The sequence below is a fragment of the Luteitalea sp. genome (assembly GCF_044337415.1).
GTDB lineage: Bacteria > Acidobacteriota > Vicinamibacteria > Vicinamibacterales > Vicinamibacteraceae > Luteitalea.
In genome coordinates, this window is record NZ_JBIINP010000215.1 from 1 (window position 1) to 6380 (window position 6380).

The window sequence follows — 6380 nt, forward strand, 5'->3', positions numbered from 1 at the left end:
GCCTGCAGGCTACCTGATGCCTGAAGGTCGCCTGTAGCCTGCCGCCCGCAGCCGGTTCTCCCTATGCGCCGTCGCGGATGACGCGACAGGACTGGATGTCGAAGGTGACGCCGCCGAGGGCCAGGCGCGGCTGATCGCGCAGGCCCCGCACGAAGGTCATCAGCCGGAACACATCGGCGAAATTGCTCGCGATGCCGAGCGACACGCGCAGCGCGCCGGCGCTGCGGCCGCCGCGATGCTGGATGAACTGCATGAAGCGCGGCAGCGTCATCTCGGCGCCGCTCTCGAGCGCGGCCTGCACGTCCTCGTCGGTGATCCCCTCGGCCGTCTCGCCCGCGCCCGGGTTGCAGAAGCAGCCGGTGCGCAGCGAGATGCCGGCCTCGTTGGCCAGTTCCTCGACGCGGCGGTAGTCGAACAGGTGCCCCTCGGGGTCGTACAGGTTGAAGGTGATCGTCCCGCCGCGCGCCTCGGTGGTCACCGGCCCGTAGATGCGACACACCGGCGCGCCATTCTCGTGGCGCAGCGCGACGAGTTCGCGCAGCAGGTACCCGGCCAGGCACCGCACACGCTGCTTGATCAGGGGGAGCCCGACGGCGCCGAGGTGCTCGAGCCCGATCTGCACGGCGGGGATGCCGAGGTAGTCGACCGTGCCGTCCTCGAAGCCCGCCTCGCGCGGCGCGAGCAGGTGGCGACGCGCGTGCACGGTGGCGAAGTTGACGGTGCCGCCGGCGAACCACGGCCGTCGGAGCGCGGCCAGCGCATCGAGGCGCGCCAGCAGGCAGCCCACGCCCGTCGGGTAGCCGAACATCTTGTAGAACGAGATCGACACGAAGTCGGCCGGCACCTGCCGGAGGCTCAGGCGATTGGTCGGCGCGTAGGCGGCCGAGTCGAGCAGCACGTGCCACCCGCGCGACCGCGCCTCCTCCACGTACGCGAGCGGATGCTCCACGCCGCTGAAATTGGACTGGGCCGGGTAGGCGAACAGGCGCGGACCGGCCGGCGTGGCATCGAGCCGGGCCAGTAGCGCGTCGCGATCGATGCGCAGGTCGGGCATCGACAGCGGGGCGTAGTCCACGGCCGCGCCACGGCAGCAGGCGTACTCGCGCAGCCCGTTGACCGAGTTGTGGTTGTCGGCGGTCAGCAGCAGCGCGGCGTCGGGGCCGAAGGGGTAGGCCTCGCCCACCAGCTTGATGGCCGACGAGGCGTTGGCCGTGAAGATGACGGTGTGGGTCGACGGGTCGGCGTCGAACCAGTCGAGGACCACCCGGCGGGCCCGCTCCACCAGGCGCGTCGACGCCTGCGACGCGGGATTGGCCGAGTGCGGGTTGCCGAACACGTCGCTGGCGAGCAGCGCCGCGTGGGCGCGCACCTGCGAGTCGGCGTGCAGCCCGCCCCCCGTGTAGTCGAGGTACACGTGCCCCGTGGCGTCGAGCCGCGCGTACTCGCGGGCCCGCAGGTCGTCGAGCGCGGTCGTCTCGCGGTACGCGGGCCACGCCTCGAGGAAATCGCGGAAGGCCTCGTCAGCAGTCACGATCCGATTATCTCCGCAGCCCCCCCTACCCGTGCCGGTCCGTTTCGTCGATACTGCGCCCCCATGGACCGACGCGCGTTCCTCACCTCCCTCGCGGCCGCCCCCGCGCTGGCGCTCGCGCCACGCCGGGCCGCCGCGGCGCTCCCCAAGGCGAAGATCACCCGCGTCCGGATCCATCGTCCGCCCGACCTGAACCCGCTGTTCAACCAGAGCAACATGATCGTGACCGTCGAGACCGACATCGGCATCACGGGCATCGGTGAAGGCGGTGCGAAGGACACGCTCGAGCAGGTCGCGGGCACGCTGATCGGCAAGAACCCGTTCCAGACCGAGCGCATCTGGCAGGAGGCCTACATCGCGTGGTTCTACCCGCCGGGCCGCGAGAAGACGCACGCGCTCGGCGCGCTGGACCTGGCGCTGTGGGACATCAAGGGCAAGGCCCTGGGCGTGCCGGTGCACGAACTGCTCGGGGGCGTGGCGCGCGACTACTGCGAGTGCTACGCGACCAGCAGCGTGCGCCCTGCTGGTCTACCGGCCAACGCGCCGCTCGGCGTCAAGGAACGGGCCCGCGCGACGATGGAGGCCGGGTTCCGGGCGTACCGGATGGGCGCGGGTGACGTGCCGGTGGGCGCGACGTTCGACACGCGCTCGGTGATCCGCCGCATCGAGCAGGACGCCCGCGATGCGCGCGACGGCGTCGGCCCCGACGGCAACTGGTGCATCGACCTGCACCAGCGCTTCGACATGAACGACGCGCTGCGCGCCTGCAAGGTGATGGAGCCCTTCGATCCGCTCTTCGTCGAGGACCCGGTGCGCGACGAACACGCACTGATGGACCTGCCGAAGTTGCGGCAGATGACCAGCGTGCCGCTCACCCACGGCGAGGAGTGGGGCCTGCGGTGGGACTTCAACCGCCTGGTGGAGGCCCACGATGTGGACTACATCCGGGCCACGTTACCCAACGTCGGTGGCATCACCGAGATGATGAAGGTCGCGGCGATGTGCGAGACGCACGCGGTGGGGATCATCCCGCACTTCACCGGGCCGATCGCGACGGCCGCGCTCGTGCACTGCCTGTCGACGTTCTCGGGGCCGGTGCTGCTCGAGTACGCGTTCGGCGGGAAGACCTTCGACTACCTGCCCGAGTGGGCCGACTTCCGCATGGGCAAGTTCTACCCGAACGACAGGCCCGGGCTCGGGATCACGCTCGACCCGAAGCCGCTCACCGTGATCGGCGAGGTGACCGAGCCCGGGCGCCGCAACGTGTTCAAGCGCCCGGACGGGTCGCTGACGCACTGGTAGGGGCTCAGGGCTCAGGGCTCAGGGCTCAGAAAGCATTCTGACTCTCCGGATCGGTGATGCGTCCGGTGACAGGGTGCTCTCTGAGCCTTGAGCCTGAAGCCTTGAGCCTGCTTTACCGCTGAATCCGCGCCGACCCGCCCTTGGCAAGGGCGCGCACGTCGGCCACGGTGGCCATCGTCGTGTCGCCCGGGAACGTGGTGATGAGCGCGCCGTGCGCCCAGCCGAGGCGCACCGCCTGCTCGGGCGTCTCGCCCGTCAGCAATCCGTAAATCAGGCCTGACGCGAAACCGTCGCCGCCGCCGACGCGGTCGAGCACGTCGAGCTGCATCACCGGGGCGCTCACCTTCTCGCCGCCGAACCACGCCACCGCCGACCAGCTGTGGCGGCTGGTCGTGTGCACCTCGCGCAGGGTCGTGGCGACGACCTTGATGTGCGGGTACTTGTCGACGACCTGCTGGATGGTCTCGAAGAAGGCCGCCGTGTCGAGCGCCGAGTCCTTGCCGGCCTCGGGACCCTTCACGCCGAGGGCCTTCTGCAGGTCCTCCTCGTTGCCCACCAGCACGTCCACGTGCTCGACGATGCGGGAGAAGACCTTGGGGGCGCGGGTCACATCGCCCTGCGCCTTCCAGAGCTTCTCGCGGTAGTTCAGGTCGAACGAGGTGACGGCGCCGGCCTTCTTGGCCGCCTGCAGCGCCTCGATGATGACCTCGGCGGTCGACTCGGACAGCGACGCGAACAGGCCGCCGCTGTGGAACCAGCGGATCCCCTTGCCGAAGATGGCCGCCCAGTCGAAGTCGCCCGGCTTCAGGAGCGCCGCCGCCTCGTTGGCGCGGTTGTAGAACACCACCGGCGGACGCACGCCCATGCCCTGGTCGCTGTAGACGGTGGCCATGTTCGGGCCGCGCGCGCCGTCGTGCTCGAAGCGCTTGTAGAACGGCGTCACGCCCATCGCCCGCACGCGCTCGGCGATGAGGTCGCCCACCGGGTAGTTGACCATCGCGGTGGCAATGCCGGTGCGCAAGCCGAAGCAGTCGGCGAGGTTGGCCGCGACATTGAACTCGCCGCCGCTGACGTGCACGTCGAGGCTGTGCGCCTTGCGGAACGGCACGCGGCCCGGATCGAGGCGATGGATGATCGCGCCGAGCGAGAGGAGGTCGAGGTCGCCTTGTTGCGGGATGGTCAGCGTGTTCGGCATCGTGGTCTGCGAATCAGGGCTAGGGGCTCGAGCTGGGGCTAGGGGCTGGGAGCTGGGAGCTGGACGACTGCTACCTCTGACCTTGCGCCTTCAACCTTCTGCCCGGGTCCTTGCGCCTTCGGCATGAGGCATGAGGCATGAACAATTACGAGAGTCTGCTGGTCCACTCCGTGTGGAAGCTGCCGTCGCGGTCGGTGCGGCGGTAGGTGTGGGCGCCGAAGTAGTCGCGCTGGCCCTGCGTGAGGTTCGCGGGCAGGCGCGCGCTGCGATAGGCGTCGTAGTACGCGAGCGAGGCGCCGGTGGCGAGCACCGGGATGCCGAGGCCGACGGCCACCTGCACGAACTCGCGCCAGGCCTGCTGCCGCGCGCCGACGGCGGCGCTGAACGACGGATCCATGAGCAGGTTCACCAGGTGCGGATCGCGCGCGAAGGCGGCGCGGATGTCCTCGAGCAGCGTCGCGCGGATGATGCAGCCGGCACGCCAGATGCGCGCCACTTCGCCCGGATCGACGTCGTAGCCGTACTCGGCCGAGGCCATGCGCAGCAGCGCCATGCCCTGCGCGTACGAGCACACCTTGCTCGCGTAGAGCGCCTGGCGCGCCGCATCGATGAGACGCGCGCGATCACCCGTGAACGCCGGCGTCGGGCCGGTGAGCACACGCGCCGCGGCGAGACGTTCGGTCTTCTGCGCCGAGATGAGCCGCGACTCGACGGCCGCGTTCACCGTGGGGATCGGCGCGCCGACGTCGAACGAGTTCTGGCTCATCCACTTGCCGGTGCCCTTCTGCTGGGCCTCGTCGAGGATGACGTCCACCAGCGGCATCCCCGTGTCGGGATCGCCCTGCGCCAGCACGTCGGCGGTGATCTCGACCAGGTACGACTTCAGCTCGCCGCGATTCCACTCCGCGAAGATGTCCGAGATCTCGGCGGCGCGCATGCCGAGACCGCGGCCGAAAACGTCGTACACCTCGGCGATGAGCTGCATGTCGCCGTACTCGATGCCGTTGTGCACCATCTTCACGTAGTGCCCGGCGCCGCGCGCACCGACATGGCCGACGCACGGCTGGCCGTCCTCGGCCCGCGCCGAGATGGCGTTGAAGATGGGCGCGACGGCTTCCCACGCCGCCTTCGAGCCGCCCGGCATGATCGCGGGGCCACGCAGCGCGCCTTCCTCGCCGCCCGACACGCCGGTGCCCAGGTACTGCACACCCTCGGCAGCCAGGGCGGCCTCGCGGCGGTCGGTGTCCTTGAAGAAGGAGTTGCCGGCGTCGATCAGGATGTCGCCCGGCTGCAGGTGCGGCAGCACGTGCGCGATGACGTCGTCCACCGGCTTGCCGGCGGGCACCATGAGCAGCACCTTGCGCGGCCGCGACAGCAGCGCCGCCAGGTGCTCGGCCGACGTCGCGCCCACCACCGCGCGGCCCGCGCCGGCAGCAAAGGCCGTCGTCTTCGCCGGGTCGAGGTCGTAGCCGACCACCGAGAACCCGCGACTCTCCATGTTGCGGGCGAGGTTGCCGCCCATCACGCCCAGGCCCACCACTCCGATGTCGTACGTCATGACGCCCGTATTCTCTACCCTTCGCGCGCCACGGCCAACTCACGGGTCGCGGACAGGCGGGAATCCGGGTACCGGGTACGGGGTACCGGGTACGGAGTACGGACGGGGCCCACGTGAGTGAGCCTGGTGCGCAGAAACGAGAACGGGCGCGACTGGCGTCGCGCCCGCAGGGGAGGTCCGATGACGTCGAAGCGGCTCAGTAGACGTCGGCGCGCAGCGTGACGGTGCGACCCGGCTGGATGTCGATGTCGAACGCCACGGGCGCGAAGCCGGGGTGGTGGATCTCGACGCGGTGCGGCCCCGGCTCGAGGTTCAGGTGCTGGAACACGCCGTCGAAGTCGTCGACGATGCCCACGTAGTACCCGTCGGCAAACACCTGGGCATCACGCGGCGCGTCGATGATCCGGAGGCCACCGTAGGCGATGCCTGGCGTCGGGTTGTAGAACGCCGGAGGAATCGTGCCGAAGGGGTACAGGCCGTCGAGGCCGTAGTGCACGCCGATGCCGAGGCTCGGGCGATACAGGTACGGCTGCCACACGCCATAGCCGATCACGTTCGGGTAGATGAATCGCGGCGGCACCACGGCAACGCCGCCCCACCCGCCGCCGCCCCACCCGCCACCCCATCCGCCGCCCCACGACCCGCGCCAGTACGGCGACACATAGCCGCGCGGCGCGTAGTAGCGCGGCGTGGTGTAGGCGTAGCCGCGGTAGCTGCCGTAGGCGTAGGTGCGCGGCGCATACCGGGGCACGGCATAGCCGCCGCCACGACCCGAGTTGTAGTAGCCACGGTTG

General features: G+C 70.1%; 5 protein-coding genes. 1 reads left to right on the top strand and 4 read right to left on the bottom strand.

Going from position 1 to position 6380, the window contains the following annotated elements:
• Positions 1-61 precede the first annotated feature (61 nt).
• Positions 62-1531: an aminotransferase class V-fold PLP-dependent enzyme gene (locus ACIRDX_RS19255; RefSeq protein WP_396627059.1), complete on the bottom strand. Its 1470-nt coding sequence runs from the start codon at positions 1529-1531 to the stop codon at positions 62-64.
• A 63-nt stretch (positions 1532-1594) separates the two neighbouring features.
• On the opposite strand from ACIRDX_RS19255, the gene ACIRDX_RS19260 reads away from it, so the two are divergent.
• On the top strand, positions 1595-2833 hold the full coding sequence (locus ACIRDX_RS19260; protein WP_396627060.1) for a mandelate racemase/muconate lactonizing enzyme family protein: 1239 nt from the start codon (positions 1595-1597) through the stop codon (positions 2831-2833).
• Between the two features lie 112 nt (positions 2834-2945).
• Here ACIRDX_RS19260 and ACIRDX_RS19265 read toward each other — a convergent pair whose 3' ends face one another.
• The 3 genes from ACIRDX_RS19265 to ACIRDX_RS19275 form a co-directional block, all read right to left on the bottom strand.
• Entirely contained in the window at positions 2946-4028 is a 1083-nt protein-coding gene (locus ACIRDX_RS19265; RefSeq protein ID WP_396627061.1) for a PfkB family carbohydrate kinase, read from the bottom strand.
• A 145-nt stretch (positions 4029-4173) separates the two neighbouring features.
• Positions 4174-5586, bottom strand: a complete 1413-nt coding sequence (gndA, locus tag ACIRDX_RS19270; protein WP_396627062.1) for an NADP-dependent phosphogluconate dehydrogenase — start codon at positions 5584-5586, stop codon at positions 4174-4176.
• 196 nt (positions 5587-5782) lie between these two features.
• The coding region (locus ACIRDX_RS19275; RefSeq protein WP_396627063.1) for a carboxypeptidase-like regulatory domain-containing protein at positions 5783-6380 on the bottom strand (598 nt) is incomplete at its 5' end.

What these genes read in the sequence shown, in the direction of transcription:
- gndA (WP_396627062.1), bottom strand. Translation starts at nt 5,586, where the DNA reads ATGACGTACGACATCGGAGTGGTGGGCCTGGGCGTGATGGGCGGCAAC.
- ACIRDX_RS19260 (WP_396627060.1), top strand. Translation starts at nt 1,595, where the DNA reads ATGGACCGACGCGCGTTCCTCACCTCCCTCGCGGCCGCCCCCGCGCTG.
- ACIRDX_RS19265 (WP_396627061.1), bottom strand. Translation starts at nt 4,028, where the DNA reads ATGCCGAACACGCTGACCATCCCGCAACAAGGCGACCTCGACCTCCTC.